A 14366-nucleotide genomic window follows, 5' to 3' on the forward strand; every position below is an offset into this window, starting at 1 on the left:
AACGACCTCGTGCCTCACGGTGCGCAGTGTGAAGGTGTGTCGCGATCAGCGACACGCCCGAGTGCGGGGGTCGGACAGCTAGCGGTTCGAGAGAGAGAGTCAGACGACGCCATGGCGGGACAGAAGATCCGCATCAGGCTCAAGTCCTACGACCACGAGGTCATCGACAGCTCGGCGCGCAAGATCGTCGACACGGTGACACGCGCTGGTGCAACGGTCGTGGGTCCGGTGCCGCTGCCGACGGAGAAGAACGTCTTCTGCGTCATCCGGTCGCCTCACAAGTACAAGGACAGCCGCGAGCACTTCGAGATGCGCACCCACAAGCGCCTCATCGACATCATCGATCCCACGCCGAAGGCGGTCGACTCGCTCATGCGACTCGACCTGCCCGCGGACGTGAACATCGAGATCAAGCTCTGAGGCTGGGCAGGAGATCACGATGACCACGTTTCCCCAGAACGCTCGGCCGATCACGGCCCTGCTCGGTACGAAGCTCGGCATGACCCAGGTGTGGGACGAGGCCGGGCACCTCGTGCCGGTCACCGTCGTGCAGGTCGCCACCAACGTGGTGACCCAGGTGCGCGACGCGGACACCGACGGCTACGTCGCTGTCCAGCTGGCCTACGGCCAGATCGACCCGCGCAAGGTGTCACAGCCCCTCAAGGGTCACTTCGAGAAGGCCGGCGTCACGCCGCGCCGCCACCTCGCCGAGATCCGCACGACGGATGCTGCCGAGTTCGCGCTCGGTCAGGAGATCACCGCCGAGGCCTTCACGGCAGGGCAGCTGATCGACGTCACCGGCACCACCAAGGGCAAGGGCTTCGCCGGTGTGATGAAGCGTCACGGCTTCCACGGTGTCGGCGCCTCCCACGGTGCGCACCGCAACCACCGCAAGCCCGGCTCGATCGGTGGCGCTTCGACGCCGTCGCGCGTGTTCAAGGGCATCCGGATGGCCGGTCGCATGGGCCATGACCGCCAGACCACCCAGAACCTGACCGTTCACGCGGTCGACGCCGACAGGGGCCTCCTGCTCGTCAAGGGCGCGATCCCCGGTCCCAAGGGCGGCGTCGTCCTCGTGCGCACCGCCGTGAAGGGGGCGTAAGTCCATGACCACGCTGACCGTGGACGTCCTGGACGCCAAGGGGAAGAAGGCCGGCACCGCCGACCTTCCCGCCGAGGTGTTCGACGTCCAGACGAACGTTCCGCTGATCCACCAGGTCGTGGTCGCGCAGCTTGCTGCGGCCCGGCAGGGTACGCACTCCACCAAGAGGCGCGGCGAGGTCTCCGGTGGCGGCAAGAAGCCGTACAAGCAGAAGGGCACAGGTCGCGCCCGTCAGGGCTCGATCCGCGCTCCGCAGTTCACCGGTGGTGGTGTGGTGCACGGCCCCAAGCCGCGCGACTACAGCCAGCGCACACCCAAGAAGATGAAGGTCGCCGCCCTGCGCGGTGCCTTGTCCGACCGGGCCCGCGCCGGCCGTATCCACGTCATCGAAGGCTTCGTGATCGAGGGGTCCGTCCCGTCGACCAAGATTGCCATCGAGACGCTCTCGGTGATCTCGTCGCGGCGCAACGTGCTGGTGGTCCTCGAACGGGGTGACGAGGCGGCCTGGAAGTCGCTGCGGAACGCCGACAAGGCGCACCTGCTGCTCGCCGACCAGCTCAACACCTATGACGTGCTGATCTCGGACGACGTCGTGTTCACGCGCGGCGCGCTCGAGGCGTTCCTCTCGCGTCCTGCTGTGGGTCGTGGGGCCAAGGCCGTCGCGACCTCGACCGAGGCGTCCGCCCTGGATGCGGAGGAGACGAAGTGAGCACCCTGGACAAGAACCCGCGCGACATCCTGATCTCGCCGGTCGTCTCCGAGAAGAGCTACGGCCTGCTCGACGAGGGCAAGTACACCTTCGTGGTGGACCCTCGGTCGAACAAGACGGAGATCAAGATCGCCGTGGAGCAGATCTTCGGCGTGAGGGTTGCATCGGTCAACACGATCAACCGCAAGGGCAAGGCCCGTCGGACCCGCTTCGGGCTCGGCAAGCGCAAGGACACCAAGCGCGCCATCGTCACGCTGCGCGAGGGCACCATCGACATCTTCGGCGGGCCGGTCGGCTGACGCCGGACCGACGAGACCAGATCAAGGACTGACCTCCATGGGAATCCGTAAGTACAAGCCGACGACACCCGGTCGCCGCGGCGCCAGCGTCGCCGACTTCGTCGAGATCACGCGCTCCGAGCCGGAAAAGTCGCTCGTTCGACCGCTGCACAAGACCGGCGGTCGCAACAGCACCGGTCGGGTGACCACGCGGCACCAGGGTGGCGGGCACAAGCGCGCCTACCGGGTGATCGACTTCCGTCGCCACGACAAGGACGGCGTGCCGGCCAAGGTCGCTCACATCGAGTACGACCCGAACCGCACGGCGCGCATCGCGCTGCTGCACTATGCGGACGGCGAGAAGCGCTACATCATCGCGCCGAACAAGCTGTCGCAGGGTGACGTGGTGGAGAACGGTGCATCGGCCGACATCAAGCCGGGCAACAACCTCCCGCTGCGCAACATCCCGACCGGTACCGTCATCCACGCCATCGAGCTCAAGCCCGGTGGCGGCGCGAAGATGGCACGGTCGGCCGGTGTCTCGGTGCAGCTGGTCGCCAAGGACGGTCCCTACGCGCAGCTCCGGCTGCCGTCCGGCGAGATCCGCAACGTCGACCTCCGCTGCCGCGCGACGGTCGGCGAGGTGGGCAACGCCGAGCAGTCCAACATCAACTGGGGCAAGGCCGGCCGGATGAGGTGGAAGGGCAAGCGCCCGACCGTCCGCGGTGTCGCCATGAACCCGGTCGACCACCCGCACGGTGGTGGCGAGGGCAAGACGTCCGGTGGTCGTCACCCGGTGAGCCCCTGGGGCCAGGCCGAGGGCCGCACGCGTCGTCCGAACAAGCCGAGCGACAAGCTCATCGTCCGTCGCCGCCGTTCCGGCAAGAACAAGAAGCGCTGAGAAGGAGCCTGACAGATGCCACGCAGCCTGAAGAAGGGCCCCTTCGTCGATGGCCACCTGCAGAAGAAGGTGGACGTCCAGAACGAGAAGGGCACCAAGACCGTCATCAAGACCTGGTCACGCAGGTCGATGATCACGCCCGACTTCCTCGGTCACACCTTTGCCGTGCACGACGGCCGCAAGCACGTCCCGGTCTTCGTGACCGAGTCGATGGTCGGCCACAAGCTCGGCGAGTTCGCCCCGACGCGGACGTTCCGCGGCCACGAGAAGGACGACCGCAAGGCGCGTCGCCGCTGACCCCCGGTCAGCGACGAGACGCACCGACGCGGAGATCCCTCCAATGACGACACAAGAAGGCAGGACAGCAATGGAAGCCAAGGCGCAGGCACGGTTCGTCCGTGTCACGCCCCAGAAGGCCCGGCGCGTCGTGGACCTCATCCGTGGCAAGCAGGCCGAGGAGGCCGTCGCGACGCTGATGTTCGCGCCGCAGGCTGCTGGGGAGACCGTCCGCAAGGTGGTCGAGAGTGCGATCGCCAACGCCCGGGTCAAGGCCGACCGTGCCAATGAGGCGTTCGATGTCTCGAAGCTCGTGGTCTCGGCGGCGTACGTCGACGAGGGCCCGACGCTCAAGCGGTTCCGCCCCAGGGCGCAAGGTCGCGCGAGCCAGATCCTCAAGCGCACCAGCCACATCACGGTGGTCGTCGCGCCGGTCGAGAAGAAGGAGAGGACCCGATAGTGGGCCAGAAGGTCAACCCGCACGGGTACCGCCTCGGCATCACCACCGACCACAGGTCGCGTTGGTTCGCCGACAGCACCAAGCCCGGACAGCGCTACCGCGACTACGTCCGCGAGGACGTCCAGATCCGCAAGCTGATGTCCACGGGCCTGGAGCGGGCCGGTATCGCCAAGGTCGAGATCGAGCGCACGCGTGACCGCGTGCGGGTCGACATCCACACGGCTCGCCCCGGCATCGTCATCGGTCGCCGTGGCGCCGAGGCCGACCGCATCCGCGGCGAGCTCGAGAAGCTCACCGGCAAGCAGGTGCAGCTGAACATCCTCGAGGTCAAGAACGCCGAGATCGAGGCACAGCTGGTCGCTCAGGGGATCGCCGAGCAGCTCGCGAGCCGCGTGTCGTTCCGTCGTGCGATGCGCAAGGGCATGCAGTCCGCCCAGCGCGCCGGCGCCAAGGGCATCCGGGTCCAGTGCTCGGGCCGCCTCGGTGGCGCCGAGATGAGCCGCTCGGAGTTCTACCGTGAGGGTCGGGTCCCGCTGCACACGCTGCGCGCCAACATCGACTTCGGTCTCTTCGAGGCCAAGACGACGTTCGGCCAGATCGGCGTGAAGGTGTGGATCTACAAGGGCGACATGACGGAGAAGGAGTTCGCCCGCGAGCAGGCGACCGCCGGCCCGCGTGCACCCCGTGGCCCGCGTTCCGACCGCCCCGACCGTCCGGCTCGCGCCGGTGCCGGAATGGGTCCGCGCCGCGACCGTGCCGACGCGCCGGCTCCGGCAGCCGAGGCTGTCACGGTGGTTGAGCCGAGCGCACCTGAGACCGGGACGGAGGCCTGACGATGCTGATCCCGCGCAGGCTGAAGCACCGCAAGCAGCACCACCCGTCGCGCTCCGGTGCGGCATCGGGTGGCACCACGATCGCGTTTGGCGACTTCGGTATCCAGGCTCTCGAGCCGGCCTACCTGACGAACCGGCAGATCGAGGCTGCTCGTATCGCCATGACCCGCCACATCAAGCGTGGCGGCAAGGTCTGGATCAACGTCTACCCTGACCGCCCGCTCACCAAGAAGCCGGCGGAGACCCGCATGGGTTCAGGTAAGGGTTCCCCCGAGTGGTGGATCGCCAACGTCAAGCCGGGTCGGATGCTCTTCGAGCTCGCCGGTGTCGACGAGCCGCTCGCCCGTGAGGCGATGCGTCGTGCGATGCACAAGCTCCCGATGAAGTGCCGGTTCGTGGTACGCGAGGGTGGTGGCAACTGATGGCTATCGGGTCGAAGGAGCTTGCTCCGATCGAGCTTGACGGCAAGGACGACGACGCGCTCGTCGCCGAGCTGAAGAAGGCCAAGGAGGAGCTGTTCAACCTCCGCTTCCAGTCCGCCACCGGTCAGCTCGAGAGCCACGGTCGGCTCAAGGCCGTACGTCGTGACATCGCGCGGATCTACACGATCCTGCGCGAGCGCGAGCTCGGCATCCGTACCGCACCCAGCTCAAGCGCTGAGTGAGCGAGAGGTCAACATGAGCACCGAGACGAACAAGGCCGCCGAGGAGACAGTCCCCTCGGTCGGCGATCACCGGGCGTACCGCAAGACGCGGCGCGGCTACGTGATCAGCAGCAAGATGGACAAGACCGTCGTGGTCGAGGTCGAGGACCGGGTCAAGCACCCGCTCTACGGCAAGGTTTTGCGACGCACGAGCAAGGTCAAGGCGCACGACGAGGCCAATGCGGCCGGAGCGGGCGACCTTGTCCTGATCATGGAGACCCGTCCGCTGTCAGCGACAAAGCGCTGGCGTGTGGTGGAGATCCTCGAGAAGGCCAAGTAGCAGCTCCGACGCCTCGCTGGTCACCGCAAACGTGGCTGGGCAGGCGTAACTGACAAGCATCCGTTCGGCCAGGCTCGCCGGCGCTCGACGCAGCGAGAACCAGCAGACGACAGGAGTAGGTAGATGATCCAGCAGGAGTCGCGACTCAAGGTCGCCGACAACACGGGAGCAAAGCAGATTCTCTGCATCCGTGTTCTCGGGGGTTCGGGACGTCGCTACGCCGGTATCGGCGACGTCATCGTCGCGACCGTCAAGGACGCCATCCCCGGCGGCAACGTCAAGAAGGGCGATGTCGTCAAGGCCGTGATCGTGCGCACCACCAAGGAGCGCCGCCGTCCGGACGGTTCGTACATCAAGTTCGACGAGAACGCCGCCGTGATCCTCAAGGCGGACGGCGAGCCTCGTGGGACCCGCATCTTCGGCCCGGTGGGCCGCGAGCTGCGCGACAAGAAGTTCATGAAGATCATCTCGTTGGCTCCGGAGGTGCTCTGACCATGGCCAAGATCAAGAAGGGCGACCTCGTCGTCGTCATCAGTGGGCGTGACCGTGGCAAGCAGGGTCGTGTGCTCGAGGTCCTCAAGGACTCCGACCGCCTCGTCGTCGAGGGTGTCCAGCGGGTCACCAAGCACGTCAAGGCCGGCCAGACCAACCGCGGCACGCGGACCGGTGGCATCGAGACCGTCGAGGCCCCGATCCACGTCAGCAACGTGATGCTGGTCGACCCGGAGACCAAGAAGGGCACCCGGGTCGGGTACCGCACCGAGGAGATCGAGCGCGACGGACGGCCTCGTACCGTCCGGGTCCGTGTGGCCAAGCGCTCAGGTAAGGACATCTGATGAGCACCGAGACCACCGCAGCGGACGCGCCAGTCATCGCACCGCGTCTGAAGACCCGCTACCTCGATGAGATCGTCGCCGGGCTCCGCGAGGAGTTCGGGCACGAGAACATCAACCAGGTCGCCCGGCTCACCAAGATCGTGGTGAACATGGGTGTCGGCGAGGCCGCACGCGACTCGAAGCTGATCGATGGTGCCATCAAGGACCTCACCGCGATCACCGGACAGAAGCCGCAGGTCACCAAGGCCCGCAAGTCCATCGCGCAGTTCAAGCTCCGTGAAGGCATGCCGATCGGCGCGCACGTCACGCTGCGCGGCGACCGGATGTGGGAGTTCGCCGACCGCCTGGTCTCGCTCGCGCTGCCGCGCATCCGTGACTTCCGCGGCCTGTCGCCCAAGCAGTTCGACGGCAAGGGCAACTACACCTTCGGCCTGACCGAGCAGGTGATGTTCCACGAGATCGACCAGGACCGTACGGACCGGGTTCGTGGCATGGACATCACGATCGTGACGACCGCGACCACCGACGACGAGGGCCGTTCGCTGCTCCGCCGTCTCGGCTTCCCCTTCAAGGAGAACTGACATGGCGAAGACCGCCCTGATCATGAAGGCGGCGCGTAAGCCGAAGTTCGGTGTGCGCGCCTACAGCCGGTGCCAGCGTTGCGGGCGTCCGCACGCCGTGTACCGCAAGTTCGGGCTGTGCCGCATCTGCCTGCGCCAGATGGCGCACCGCGGCGAGCTTCCCGGCGTGACCAAGAGCAGCTGGTAACAACTACGCCGCAGGTCTTCGGGCGAACGTGCCTGGAGATACCGCGACGAGGAAGGGCACAAGCCCGATGACGATGACCGACCCGATCGCAGACATGCTGACCCGCCTGCGAAACGCGAACTCCGCGTACCACGACTCCGTGACGATGCCCTTCTCCAAGCTGAAGGCCAACATCGCCGTCATCCTGCAGGCCGAGGGCTACATCGCCGGCTGGACCGTCGAGGACGCCCCCGTGGGCAGGTACCTCACGATCGCACTGAAGTTCGGCCCCAACCGCGAGCGTTCGCTCGCCGGTGTGCGCCGCGTGTCCAAGCCGGGCCTGCGGGTGTACGCGAAGTCGACCAACCTGCCCCGTGTGCTGGGTGGCCTCGGCGTGGCGATCCTGTCCACGTCGTCCGGCCTGCTCACCGACAAGCAGGCCGCCAAGAAGGGCGTGGGTGGGGAAGTCCTCGCCTACGTCTGGTAATCGAGAGACCGAGAGGAGAGAACCATGTCTCGAATCGGCAAGGTCCCCGTCCCGGTCCCGACCGGCGTGGACGTGACGATCGACGGCGCTCAGGTGACCGTCAAGGGCCCCAAGGGCACGCTGACCCATTCCATCCCGAGCCCCATCCAGGTGACTCGTGACGAGGGTGGCGCACTTGTGGTGACCCGGCCGGACGACGAGCGCGCATCGCGCTCGCTGCACGGTCTGACCCGCACGCTGCTGTCGAACCTGGTCGTCGGTGTGACCGACGGCTACACCAAGAAGCTCGAGATCGTCGGTACCGGTTACCGTGTGGTCGCCAAGGGTTCGGACCTCGAGTTCGCCCTCGGCTTCTCCCACCCGGTGAACGTCGCCGCGCCGGAGGGCATCACCTTCACTGTCGAGGCACCGACCCGGTTCTCGGTCAGCGGCATCGACAAGCAGCAGGTGGGCGAGGTCGCCGCGAACATCCGCAAGATCCGCAAGCCCGAGCCCTACAAGGGCAAGGGCGTGCGTTACGCCGGCGAGGTTGTCCGTCGCAAGGCCGGAAAGGCTGGTAAGTAACGTGGCACTCACGATCCGTGGCAAGGGCAAGGCTGTCGCCCGGGCCCGCCGCCACCTCCGTCTCCGCAAGAAGGTTGTCGGGACGGCCGCGCGTCCGCGCCTGGTCGTCACCCGGTCGGCCAGGCACATGGTCGCCCAGGTGGTCGACGATGCTCTCGGCCGCACCCTGGCGTCCGCGTCCACCCTCGAGGCGGACCTCCGGAACCTCGACGGCGACAAGACCGCCAAGGCCCGGCGCGTCGGTGAGCTCATCGCTGAGCGCGCCAAGGCCGCCGGCGTCGACTCGGTCGTGTTCGACCGTGGCGGCAACAAGTACCACGGGCGGGTCGCAGCAGTGGCCGAGGCCGCTCGCGAGGGCGGGCTGGCACTGTGACGACGACCCCCACCTCCGTTCGGAAGAAGAGGACTCACTGATGGCTGCACCTCAGCGCAGCAACACTGGCGGACAGGCCGGGGCCGGCGCCGCCGGCAGCGGCGGCGGCGGTGGCGATCGTCGTGACGGCGGTCGCCGCGACGGCGGCGGTCGCCGTGGCGACGCCCCCGACAAGAGCGCATTCCTTGAGCGCGTGGTCACCATCAACCGGGTGTCCAAGGTCGTCAAGGGCGGTCGACGCTTCAGCTTCACCGCGCTCGTCGTGGTCGGCGACGGCGACGGCACCGTCGGTGTCGGCTACGGGAAGGCCAAGGAGGTGCCCGCGGCGATCGCCAAGGGTGTCGAGGAGGCCAAGAAGAGCTTCTTCCGTGTCCCGCGCGTCCAGGGCACGATTCCCCACCCCATCACGGGTGAGGCCGCGGCCGGCGTCGTCTTCCTGCGTCCTGCGTCCCCCGGTACCGGTGTGATCGCCGGTGGCCCGGTGCGCGCCGTCCTGGAGTGCGCCGGTATCCACGACGTGCTGTCCAAGTCCATGGGCTCCACCAACGCCATCAACATCGTGCACGCCACGGTGGCGGCGCTGCGTGGGCTCGAGGAGCCTGAGGCAGTGGCCGCACGCCGCGGTCTGCCGCTCGAGCACGTCGCCCCGGCGTCGCTGCTCCGGGCGCGTGCCAAGGGCATCGCCGCGAAGGCAGGTGCCTGATGGCCCGGCTCAAGGTGACCCAGACCAAGTCCGCCATCGGCGGCAAGCAGAACCAGCGCGACACGCTGCGGAGTCTCGGCCTCAAGCGCATCGGCGACGTCGTCGTCAAGGAGGACCGTCCTGAGATCCGCGGCATGGTCGCAACGGTGACCCACCTGGTCGCCGTCGAGGAGGTCGAGTGACCATGGCAGACACCACGAAGGGCGCGAAGGACTCCAAGGCTGCGAAGGCAGCCGACGAGACCACGCCCGCGACGAAGAAGGCGGCCGCACCGAAGGCTGCTGCCGCCAGGACGACGAAGGCTGCCGCGGCGGAGAAGCCCGCCAAGGCCGCTCCCAAGGCTGCCGCGGCGAAGGCCGAGCCCGCTGAGAAGCCGGCCAAAGCGACGACCGCCAAGGCTGCGACGACCAAGGCTGCGGCGGCTGAGAAGCCGGCCAAGGCGACGGCCGCCAAGGCTGCTGCGGACAAGCCTGCCAGGGCGAAGAAGGCTGCCGGTGGCACGGCGACGACCGAAGGCGCCGGGGGAATGCTCCGGATGCACCACCTTCGCCCCGCTCCGGGTGCGCACACCGCCAAGACGCGCGTCGGCCGTGGCGAGGCAGCCGGCAAGGGCAAGACGGCCGGTCGTGGCACCAAGGGCCAGAAGGCCCGCTACCAGGTGCCCGAGCGGTTCGAGGGTGGCCAGATGCCGATGCACATGCGTCTGCCGAAGCTGCGCGGGTTCAAGAACCCGTTCCGTACCGAGTACCAGGTCGTCAACCTGGACAGGCTCGTCGAGCTCTACCCCAAGGGTGGCGACGTCACGGTCGAGGACCTCGTTGCCAAGGGCGCCGTCCGCAAGGGCGCGCCGGTCAAGGTGCTCGGCTCGGGTGACGTGAGCGTCAAGCTCGCGATCTCCGTGCAGAAGGTCTCGACGTCCGCCAAGGAGAAGATCTTGGCGGCCGGTGGTTCGATCGCACAGGACTGAGCTGGACCAGGGGCCGGGCCGCATCGCGACCCGGCCCCTGCGCCGTTCGGAGCCCGATCTCGACTAGGGTTCGGCACGGCACCGCGGGCGCACCGCCCGCAGAGCCGGGAGACCGGCACGACGACACACCGCCGAAGGGCGGAGCAGGAGGACAGGTGCTCAGCGCATTCACCCGGGCCTTCCGGACGCCAGATCTGCGGCGCAAGCTGCTCTTCACGATCACGATCATGGTGGTCTTCCGCGTCGGCTCGTTCCTGCCCACACCGGGGGTTGACTACCGGAACGTGCAGGCGTGCATCGACCAGACCGCCGGGTCGAGCGACCTGCTCGGGATGGTCAACCTCTTCAGCGGTGGTGCACTGCTCCAGCTCGCTGTCTTCGCGCTCGGGATCATGCCGTACATCACGGCGAGCATCATCGTGCAGCTCCTCCGCGTGGTCATCCCGCACTTCGATGCGCTCCACCAGGAAGGTCAGTCAGGCACGGCCCGCCTGACCCAGTACACCCGGTACCTGACCATCGGGCTCGCCATCCTGCAGTCGACGACGATCATCGCCGTCGCGCGGAACGACCTGTTGTTCCAGGGCTGCACGGTCCCGGTGATCCCGAACGACGGCATCATGACAATTCTGATCATGGTGATCACGATGACCGCGGGCACGGCGATGATCATGTGGCTCGGTGAGCTGATCAGCGAGCGCGGCATCGGCAACGGCATGTCCTTGCTGATCTTCACGCAGATCGCCGCGACGTTCCCGACCGCCATGTGGTCGATCGCCGGTGGCGACAATGGCGCGACGAAGTTCACCATCGTGCTGGCTCTCATCGTGCTGGTCGTCGCGCTCGTGGTGTTCGTCGAGCAGTCCCAGCGCCGGATCCCGGTGCAGTACGCCAAGCGGATGGTCGGCCGCAAGATGTACGGCGGCTCGAGCACCTACATCCCGATCAAGATCAACATGGCCGGCGTGATCCCGGTCATCTTCGCCTCGTCGCTGCTCTCGATCCCGGGCCTGATCGGTCAGTTCGGCGACCAGACGGCCGGCTGGGTGATCTGGCTGACGAACAACGTCGCCCGCCAGGGTGCACCGCTGCACATGGCCCTGTACGTCGTCCTGATCATCTTCTTCGCATACTTCTACACGGCGATCACGTTCAACCCGGACGAGGTCGCGGACAACATGAAGAAGTACGGCGGCTTCATCCCGGGCATCCGGGCCGGTCGGCCGACGGCGGAGTATCTCGAGTACGTGATCTCCCGGATCACGGCGCCCGGATCGGTCTACCTGGCCCTGGTCGCGCTGCTCCCACTGGTCGCCTTCATCCTGCTCGGGGTGGGCACCAACATCCCGTTCGGTGGTGTCTCGGTGATGATCATCGTCGGCGTCGGCATGGAGACCGTGAAGCAGATCGAGTCCCAGCTGCAGCAGCGGCACTACGAAGGGTTCCTCCGATGAGTGCCCGTCTGGTGATCATGGGCCCGCAGGGCTCGGGCAAGGGCACCCAGGCGCTCAGGCTCGCCGAGCGGTTCGGCGTCCCGACGATCTCGACCGGGGACATCTTCCGGGCGAACATCAAGGGCTCCACGGCGCTCGGTCTGCTGGCCCAGTCGTACACGGCCAAGGGCGACCTCGTGCCGGACTCGGTGACCAACGACATGGTCAAGGACCGGCTCGCGCAGCCGGACGCCGCCGGCGGCTTCATCCTCGACGGCTACCCGCGCAACGCCGCCCAGGTGACGGCGCTCGACGCGATCCTCGCCGATCTCGACACCCGTCTCGACGCGGTGGCCGAGCTGGTCGCGGACCGCGACGAGCTCCTCGCCCGCCTGGCTCGTCGCGCCGAGATCGAGGGGCGTGAGGACGACACCGAGCTGGCGATCGCCCGCCGGCTGGACATCTACGACGAGCAGACGGCGCCGTTGACCTCTGCCTACGACGCGCGCGGCCTGCTGGTGCGCGTCGACGGCACCGGTGACATCGACGAGGTCACGGCGCGGCTGGTCGCCGCCCTGGACCCCGTGGTCCGGTAGGGGCGGGCGCACGGGCGTGTTCGGACGCGAGCGGATCGAGTACAAGACAGCCGACCAGGTTCGGGCGATGCGACGGGCCGGCCTCGTGGTCGCGCAGGCGCACGCGGCGGTCCGCGCCGCTGTCGCGCCCGGCCTGACCACGGCGGACCTCGATGCCATCGCGGCAGAGGTCATCGCCCAGGCGGGTGCCGTCCCGTCGTTCCTCGGCTACTACGACTACCCGGCGACCCTGTGCGTGTCCGTCAACGACGAGATCGTGCACGGCATCCCGGGTCCCCGCGTGCTGGAGCCCGGCGACGTCGTGTCGGTCGACTGCGGTGCGATCGTCGACGGGTGGCACGGTGATGCTGCGTTCACGGTGGTCCTGCCGGACGGCGACCCGGCCGACCTCGCGCTGAGCGATGTGACCGAGCAGGCCATGTGGGCCGGTGTCGCCTCGCTGGCCAAGGGTGAGCGGCTCAACGAGGTCGGGGATGCCGTCGAGGACGTCGTGGCGGCGTCCGGCACGCCCTACGGCATCGTGCAGGAGTACGTCGGTCACGGCATCGGCACCGCCATGCACCAGGCGCCCGAGGTCCTGAACTACCGGACCCGCGAGCGTGGGCCCAGGCTCCGCGCCGGCCTGTGCGTCGCGATCGAGCCGATGCTCACCCGCGGCTCGCGGGCGACGAGGGTGCTCGGGGACGACTGGACAGTGGTGACGCAGGACGGCTCGCGTGCTGCGCACTGGGAGCACACCGTCGCGATCGGCCCGGACGGCATCTGGGTCCTGACCGCGCCCGACGGTGGGGCGGAGCGGCTGGCAGCGCTCGGCGTCACCGTCGCGCCGTGGGGCCAGGACGCGCTGTAGCTCCTCGGCCCGCAGCGGCCCGGCAGCGACCCCGCGGGCCGTCCGACCGGCGGCCCCGGGCTGTGGTTTCTCGGATGCAGGCCGATGCCGTAGGATTGTCCGTTGGGTGTGTGCCCTCGGCGCAGTCGTCGGTGCGCACCCCAATCCATCTCGTCCGGCAGCGCCCGTCAGGGCAGGTCGTGGCGTGACCTGGATCGGCAGAACGTCCCAGAGAGTTAGCGGAGGATATGGCGAAGAAGGACGGTGTCATCGAGATCGAGGGCAGCGTGGTCGAGGCCTTGCCGAACGCGATGTTTCGCGTGGAGCTGGCCAACGGTCACAGAGTGCTGGCTCACATCTCGGGCAAGATGCGTCAGCACTACATCCGGATCCTCCCCGAGGACCGCGTCGTCGTTGAGCTGAGCCCGTACGACCTGTCCCGTGGCCGGATCGTCTACCGCTACAAGTAGTCCCATCCCGATCATCCGATCATCGATCGACACTGCCGGCGTCGCACGCTCGTGTGCGCGGGCGGCGGCGGAGGAACGAGCAATGAAGGTCAAGCCCAGCGTCAAGAAGATCTGCGACAAGTGCAAGGTGATCCGCCGGCACGGTCGCGTGATGGTCATCTGCGACAACCTGCGGCACAAGCAGCGCCAGGGCTGAGCCCCGGCGTCCGGTCCCTGGACCGGGTGCACCAGGTCGAGCGATCGACCCCCGGCACCGCCTCGGCGGCGACCGGGCCAGCGTACGGTCAGCGTCCGTTCAGACGGCCCTCAGGGGCCTGGACGCAACCCCCGGTCGGAGGCCGGGGCCCGCGCCAGCGGGAGAGGCCGTGCGGAGGACCTCCGATGCAGTACAGGAGCTAGTGGCACATGGCACGTCTCGTCGGAGTCGACCTCCCCCGCGACAAGCGGCTCGAGGTTGCACTCACCTACATCTACGGCGTCGGCCGTACCCGCGCACACCAGACCCTCGCCGCAACCGGGATCAGCCCGGACCTGCGCGTCAAGGACATGGGTGACGCGGAGCTCGTCGCACTGCGTGACTACCTCGAGGGCAACTACAAGCTCGAGGGTGACTTGCGCCGCGAGGTCGCAGCAGACATCCGCCGCAAGGTCGAGATCGGCAGCTACCAGGGCATCCGGCACCGCCGCGGTCTGCCCGTGCGCGGTCAGCGGACCAAGACCAACGCCCGCACCCGCAAGGGCCCCAAGCGCACCGTGGCCGGCAAGAAGAAGGCCGGACGCAAGTAGCCAGCTGCCCGTCTGCGTGAGCGCCGCACGGTT

At 68.0% G+C, this 14366-nt stretch carries 27 protein-coding genes; all 27 read left to right on the forward strand.

Translation table 11 applies throughout. From position 1 onward, the window contains the following. Window positions 1-111: 111 nt before the first annotated feature. The 27 genes from rpsJ (at window position 112) to rpsM (ending at window position 14333) form a co-directional block, all read left to right on the forward strand. Window positions 112-420: a 30S ribosomal protein S10 gene (gene rpsJ, locus K415_RS0110235; RefSeq protein WP_012867945.1), complete on the forward strand. Its 309-nt coding sequence runs from the start codon at window positions 112-114 to the stop codon at window positions 418-420. Window positions 421-439: 19 nt separating this feature from the next. Beyond that, window positions 440-1102 carry a 50S ribosomal protein L3 gene (rplC, locus tag K415_RS0110240; RefSeq protein ID WP_024286958.1) on the forward strand — a complete coding sequence of 221 codons (663 nt, stop codon included), beginning with the start codon at window positions 440-442 and terminating at the stop codon, window positions 1100-1102. 4 nt (window positions 1103-1106) lie between these two features. After that, window positions 1107-1811, forward strand: coding sequence for a 50S ribosomal protein L4 (gene rplD / locus K415_RS0110245; protein ID WP_024286959.1), 705 nt, complete (start codon window positions 1107-1109; stop codon window positions 1809-1811). Continuing rightward, window positions 1808-2110 (forward strand): 50S ribosomal protein L23, encoded by a 303-nt coding sequence (gene rplW / locus K415_RS0110250; RefSeq protein ID WP_024286960.1) that lies wholly within the window; start codon window positions 1808-1810, stop codon window positions 2108-2110. The genes rplD and rplW overlap by 4 nt, the downstream gene beginning before the upstream one ends. A 37-nt stretch (window positions 2111-2147) precedes the next feature. After that, window positions 2148-2990, forward strand: coding sequence for a 50S ribosomal protein L2 (gene rplB, locus K415_RS0110255; protein ID WP_024286961.1), 843 nt, complete (start codon window positions 2148-2150; stop codon window positions 2988-2990). Between the two features lie 15 nt (window positions 2991-3005). Continuing rightward, the gene (rpsS, locus tag K415_RS0110260; protein ID WP_029663553.1) at window positions 3006-3287 is read left to right on the forward strand and encodes a 30S ribosomal protein S19; all 282 of its coding nucleotides are present in this window, start codon (window positions 3006-3008) and stop codon (window positions 3285-3287) included. A gap of 70 nt (window positions 3288-3357) precedes the next feature. Beyond that, window positions 3358-3726: a 50S ribosomal protein L22 gene (gene rplV / locus K415_RS0110265; RefSeq protein WP_024286963.1), complete on the forward strand. Its 369-nt coding sequence runs from the start codon at window positions 3358-3360 to the stop codon at window positions 3724-3726. Then, window positions 3726-4559, forward strand: coding sequence for a 30S ribosomal protein S3 (gene rpsC / locus K415_RS0110270; RefSeq protein ID WP_024286964.1), 834 nt, complete (start codon window positions 3726-3728; stop codon window positions 4557-4559). Before rplV ends, rpsC begins: the two co-directional genes overlap by 1 nt. Before the next feature lie 2 nt (window positions 4560-4561). Beyond that, a complete protein-coding gene (gene rplP, locus K415_RS0110275) occupies window positions 4562-4981 on the forward strand; it encodes a 50S ribosomal protein L16 (protein ID WP_024286965.1) in 420 nt (139 codons plus the stop codon). Continuing rightward, the gene (gene rpmC, locus K415_RS0110280) at window positions 4981-5223 is read left to right on the forward strand and encodes a 50S ribosomal protein L29 (RefSeq protein ID WP_024286966.1); all 243 of its coding nucleotides are present in this window, start codon (window positions 4981-4983) and stop codon (window positions 5221-5223) included. Before rplP ends, rpmC begins: the two co-directional genes overlap by 1 nt. A 13-nt stretch (window positions 5224-5236) precedes the next feature. Then, complete coding sequence (gene rpsQ / locus K415_RS0110285) at window positions 5237-5542, forward strand: 30S ribosomal protein S17 (protein ID WP_024286967.1); 306 nt, start codon at window positions 5237-5239, stop codon at window positions 5540-5542. Window positions 5543-5665: 123 nt separating this feature from the next. Beyond that, entirely contained in the window at window positions 5666-6034 is a 369-nt protein-coding gene (gene rplN / locus K415_RS0110290) for a 50S ribosomal protein L14 (protein ID WP_024286968.1), read from the forward strand. A gap of 2 nt (window positions 6035-6036) precedes the next feature. Then, window positions 6037-6378 (forward strand): 50S ribosomal protein L24, encoded by a 342-nt coding sequence (gene rplX, locus K415_RS0110295; protein ID WP_024286969.1) that lies wholly within the window; start codon window positions 6037-6039, stop codon window positions 6376-6378. Beyond that, complete coding sequence (gene rplE / locus K415_RS0110300; protein ID WP_024286970.1) at window positions 6378-6959, forward strand: 50S ribosomal protein L5; 582 nt, start codon at window positions 6378-6380, stop codon at window positions 6957-6959. The genes rplX and rplE overlap by 1 nt, the downstream gene beginning before the upstream one ends. A 1-nt stretch (window position 6960) precedes the next feature. Beyond that, window positions 6961-7146: a type Z 30S ribosomal protein S14 gene (locus K415_RS0110305; protein ID WP_024286971.1), complete on the forward strand. Its 186-nt coding sequence runs from the start codon at window positions 6961-6963 to the stop codon at window positions 7144-7146. 67 nt (window positions 7147-7213) lie between these two features. Next, the gene (rpsH, locus tag K415_RS0110310; protein WP_024286972.1) at window positions 7214-7612 is read left to right on the forward strand and encodes a 30S ribosomal protein S8; all 399 of its coding nucleotides are present in this window, start codon (window positions 7214-7216) and stop codon (window positions 7610-7612) included. Window positions 7613-7636: 24 nt separating this feature from the next. Beyond that, on the forward strand, window positions 7637-8176 hold the full coding sequence (gene rplF / locus K415_RS0110315; RefSeq protein ID WP_024286973.1) for a 50S ribosomal protein L6: 540 nt from the start codon (window positions 7637-7639) through the stop codon (window positions 8174-8176). Between the two features lies 1 nt (window position 8177). Next, window positions 8178-8549 carry a 50S ribosomal protein L18 gene (gene rplR / locus K415_RS0110320; protein ID WP_029663555.1) on the forward strand — a complete coding sequence of 124 codons (372 nt, stop codon included), beginning with the start codon at window positions 8178-8180 and terminating at the stop codon, window positions 8547-8549. 40 nt (window positions 8550-8589) lie between these two features. Further along, on the forward strand, window positions 8590-9252 hold the full coding sequence (gene rpsE, locus K415_RS0110325; protein ID WP_024286975.1) for a 30S ribosomal protein S5: 663 nt from the start codon (window positions 8590-8592) through the stop codon (window positions 9250-9252). Continuing rightward, complete coding sequence (rpmD, locus tag K415_RS0110330; protein WP_024286976.1) at window positions 9252-9434, forward strand: 50S ribosomal protein L30; 183 nt, start codon at window positions 9252-9254, stop codon at window positions 9432-9434. The genes rpsE and rpmD overlap by 1 nt, the downstream gene beginning before the upstream one ends. A 2-nt stretch (window positions 9435-9436) precedes the next feature. Then, a complete protein-coding gene (gene rplO / locus K415_RS23470; RefSeq protein ID WP_081784971.1) occupies window positions 9437-10219 on the forward strand; it encodes a 50S ribosomal protein L15 in 783 nt (260 codons plus the stop codon). A 155-nt stretch (window positions 10220-10374) separates the two neighbouring features. Beyond that, window positions 10375-11673 (forward strand): preprotein translocase subunit SecY, encoded by a 1299-nt coding sequence (secY, locus tag K415_RS0110340; RefSeq protein WP_024286978.1) that lies wholly within the window; start codon window positions 10375-10377, stop codon window positions 11671-11673. After that, window positions 11670-12248, forward strand: coding sequence for an adenylate kinase (locus tag K415_RS0110345; protein WP_024286979.1), 579 nt, complete (start codon window positions 11670-11672; stop codon window positions 12246-12248). The genes secY and K415_RS0110345 overlap by 4 nt, the downstream gene beginning before the upstream one ends. 16 nt (window positions 12249-12264) lie before the next feature. Beyond that, window positions 12265-13098, forward strand: coding sequence for a type I methionyl aminopeptidase (gene map / locus K415_RS0110350; RefSeq protein ID WP_024286980.1), 834 nt, complete (start codon window positions 12265-12267; stop codon window positions 13096-13098). Between the two features lie 227 nt (window positions 13099-13325). Next, window positions 13326-13547, forward strand: a complete 222-nt coding sequence (gene infA, locus K415_RS0110355) for a translation initiation factor IF-1 (RefSeq protein ID WP_024286981.1) — start codon at window positions 13326-13328, stop codon at window positions 13545-13547. Between the two features lie 82 nt (window positions 13548-13629). Next, entirely contained in the window at window positions 13630-13743 is a 114-nt protein-coding gene (gene rpmJ / locus K415_RS0110360; RefSeq protein ID WP_003956441.1) for a 50S ribosomal protein L36, read from the forward strand. Window positions 13744-13952: 209 nt separating this feature from the next. Next, window positions 13953-14333: a 30S ribosomal protein S13 gene (gene rpsM / locus K415_RS0110365; protein WP_024286982.1), complete on the forward strand. Its 381-nt coding sequence runs from the start codon at window positions 13953-13955 to the stop codon at window positions 14331-14333. The last annotated feature ends 33 nt before the right edge of the window (window positions 14334-14366 follow it).

It is taken from the genome of Cellulomonas sp. KRMCY2 (assembly GCF_000526515.1).
Lineage (GTDB): Bacteria > Actinomycetota > Actinomycetes > Actinomycetales > Cellulomonadaceae > Actinotalea.

Excerpts from the sequence above, each read along its gene's own strand:
- rpsJ (WP_012867945.1), top strand. The coding sequence starts at position 112 with ATGGCGGGACAGAAGATCCGCATCAGGCTCAAGTCCTACGACCACGAG.
- rplC (WP_024286958.1), top strand. The coding sequence starts at position 440 with ATGACCACGTTTCCCCAGAACGCTCGGCCGATCACGGCCCTGCTCGGT.
- rplD (WP_024286959.1), top strand. The coding sequence starts at position 1,107 with ATGACCACGCTGACCGTGGACGTCCTGGACGCCAAGGGGAAGAAGGCC.
- rplB (WP_024286961.1), top strand. The coding sequence starts at position 2,148 with ATGGGAATCCGTAAGTACAAGCCGACGACACCCGGTCGCCGCGGCGCC.
- rpsS (WP_029663553.1), top strand. The coding sequence starts at position 3,006 with ATGCCACGCAGCCTGAAGAAGGGCCCCTTCGTCGATGGCCACCTGCAG.
- rplV (WP_024286963.1), top strand. The coding sequence starts at position 3,358 with ATGGAAGCCAAGGCGCAGGCACGGTTCGTCCGTGTCACGCCCCAGAAG.
- rplP (WP_024286965.1), top strand. The coding sequence starts at position 4,562 with ATGCTGATCCCGCGCAGGCTGAAGCACCGCAAGCAGCACCACCCGTCG.
- rpmC (WP_024286966.1), top strand. The coding sequence starts at position 4,981 with ATGGCTATCGGGTCGAAGGAGCTTGCTCCGATCGAGCTTGACGGCAAG.
- rpsQ (WP_024286967.1), top strand. The coding sequence starts at position 5,237 with ATGAGCACCGAGACGAACAAGGCCGCCGAGGAGACAGTCCCCTCGGTC.
- rplN (WP_024286968.1), top strand. The coding sequence starts at position 5,666 with ATGATCCAGCAGGAGTCGCGACTCAAGGTCGCCGACAACACGGGAGCA.
- rplX (WP_024286969.1), top strand. The coding sequence starts at position 6,037 with ATGGCCAAGATCAAGAAGGGCGACCTCGTCGTCGTCATCAGTGGGCGT.
- rplE (WP_024286970.1), top strand. The coding sequence starts at position 6,378 with ATGAGCACCGAGACCACCGCAGCGGACGCGCCAGTCATCGCACCGCGT.
- K415_RS0110305 (WP_024286971.1), top strand. The coding sequence starts at position 6,961 with ATGGCGAAGACCGCCCTGATCATGAAGGCGGCGCGTAAGCCGAAGTTC.
- rpsH (WP_024286972.1), top strand. The coding sequence starts at position 7,214 with ATGACGATGACCGACCCGATCGCAGACATGCTGACCCGCCTGCGAAAC.
- rplF (WP_024286973.1), top strand. The coding sequence starts at position 7,637 with ATGTCTCGAATCGGCAAGGTCCCCGTCCCGGTCCCGACCGGCGTGGAC.
- rpsE (WP_024286975.1), top strand. The coding sequence starts at position 8,590 with ATGGCTGCACCTCAGCGCAGCAACACTGGCGGACAGGCCGGGGCCGGC.
- rpmD (WP_024286976.1), top strand. The coding sequence starts at position 9,252 with ATGGCCCGGCTCAAGGTGACCCAGACCAAGTCCGCCATCGGCGGCAAG.
- rplO (WP_081784971.1), top strand. The coding sequence starts at position 9,437 with ATGGCAGACACCACGAAGGGCGCGAAGGACTCCAAGGCTGCGAAGGCA.
- K415_RS0110345 (WP_024286979.1), top strand. The coding sequence starts at position 11,670 with ATGAGTGCCCGTCTGGTGATCATGGGCCCGCAGGGCTCGGGCAAGGGC.
- infA (WP_024286981.1), top strand. The coding sequence starts at position 13,326 with ATGGCGAAGAAGGACGGTGTCATCGAGATCGAGGGCAGCGTGGTCGAG.
- rpmJ (WP_003956441.1), top strand. The coding sequence starts at position 13,630 with ATGAAGGTCAAGCCCAGCGTCAAGAAGATCTGCGACAAGTGCAAGGTG.
- rpsM (WP_024286982.1), top strand. The coding sequence starts at position 13,953 with ATGGCACGTCTCGTCGGAGTCGACCTCCCCCGCGACAAGCGGCTCGAG.